The sequence below is a fragment of the Novosphingobium malaysiense genome, assembly GCF_000802225.1.
GTDB lineage: Bacteria > Pseudomonadota > Alphaproteobacteria > Sphingomonadales > Sphingomonadaceae > Novosphingobium > Novosphingobium malaysiense.
This window is the reverse complement of record NZ_JTDI01000028.1, coordinates 1-1,388: the sequence shown is the minus strand read 5'-3', so window position 1 is coordinate 1,388 and position 1,388 is coordinate 1. Positions and strand designations below refer to the sequence as shown.

Sequence of the window (1,388 nt, the reverse complement as noted above, 5' to 3'; positions counted from 1 at the left end):
GCCTACACGGGCGCACTAGAAGCCTTTCCTATCCGCGGCAGCAGCGGACAGACGCTCAAGGAAAAGTGGCAGGCATCCTCGGATAGCATCATGGGAGTTTGCGTGGCCGACTTCCCCAACATGTTCATCGTCACCGGACCGCAGGCTCCCTTCGCCAACCTGCCGACTTCAATCGAACAAAACGTCATCTGGATCTCGCGCTGCATCGAGAAAATGGAACGCGAGGGATACAAAGTTTTCCGTCCAAGGCCACAGGCCGAGCGCGAATGGACGGCGCATACCGCCGACATCCACCGGCAGACCCTCATGGCGGAAGGCGACAAGGTAAACTCGTGGATGATGGGCGCCAATCGCGAGGACAAGCCCCCACGCGTGTTGATCTACTTCGGGGGCGCGAACGAGTACTATAACCGGCTCGAGGAATCTGCCGACAAGGGGTTTCCCGAACTGGAATTCGAGTGACGATCAGGGCGAACACGACATAGCCAGTCGGGCCACGTCCTGATCGCCCTTGTTCGGTTCAAGGGTGCAAGGCACCGTTTGTAAGAGCGCGACTTTGCTCAGCACCCCTTCCAGGCGGGCTTGCGCTTCTGGGTGAAGGCCAGCGGCCCTTCCTGTGCGTCTTGTGATTCGAGCATGGCCACCATCGCGGGCCATGCCCATTCCTCACGCATCGCTGCCAGGCAGTCCTTTCCGTCACTGAGACGGATCGCCTGCTTGGTCGCACGAATCGACATCGGACTGCAGGCCAGAATCCGGTCTGCCCACGCTCTTGCGGCCGCCAACACTTCACCAGGCGGCACGATTTCGTTGACAAGGCCGAGCTGAAGCGCCTCAAGGGCGGGAACACGCCGTCCGGTCAGTAGAATGCCATTGGCGCGTATAGTGCCAATCAGGCGTGGCAGCCGCTGGATGCCGCCTGCAAGTGCGGCGAGACCCACCAGAGGTTCAGGCAAGGCAAAGAAAGCGCTGTCCGCTGCCACGACGATGTCGGCTGCAAGCACCATCTCGAACCCACCTCCGAACGCAGGCCCATTGACACCGGCGATAACCGGTTTGTCCAGGTTCGCCCGCGCCGTCAGTCCGCCGAAGCCGGATTCAGGCGTGAACAGATCGCCCGTCTCGGCCTGCTGGCGCAGGTCATGCCCCGCGCAGAAGGCCTTGTCACCAGTCGCCGTGACTATTGCGACCCATTGCTCGTCGTCGCGGGAAAAATCATCCATTACAGCGGCCATCAGCCGCTGGGCCTCGGCGTCCAGCGCATTGCGGGCCTCAGGTCTGTCGATCGTGATGATCGTCAGATGCCCTTCCCGCTCAACCTTGACAGGAGCGCCAGTCACGCGAGCGCTTCCACGATCGTGACGTTGGCAATGCCACCGCCTTCGCAC

Annotated in this window: 1 protein-coding gene and 1 pseudogene; one reads left to right on the top strand and one right to left on the bottom strand. The window is 61.5% G+C overall.

Translation table 11 applies throughout. The features are described from left to right. A pseudogene (locus LK12_RS23345) lies at window positions 1-462 on the top strand (hypothetical protein); the annotation flags it as partial. A 98-nt stretch (window positions 463-560) separates the two neighbouring features. On the opposite strand, the gene LK12_RS23340 reads toward LK12_RS23345, so the two are convergent. After that, complete coding sequence (locus LK12_RS23340) at window positions 561-1,340, bottom strand: enoyl-CoA hydratase-related protein (RefSeq protein ID WP_039290708.1); 780 nt, start codon at window positions 1,338-1,340, stop codon at window positions 561-563. Window positions 1,341-1,388: the final 48 nt, after the last annotated feature.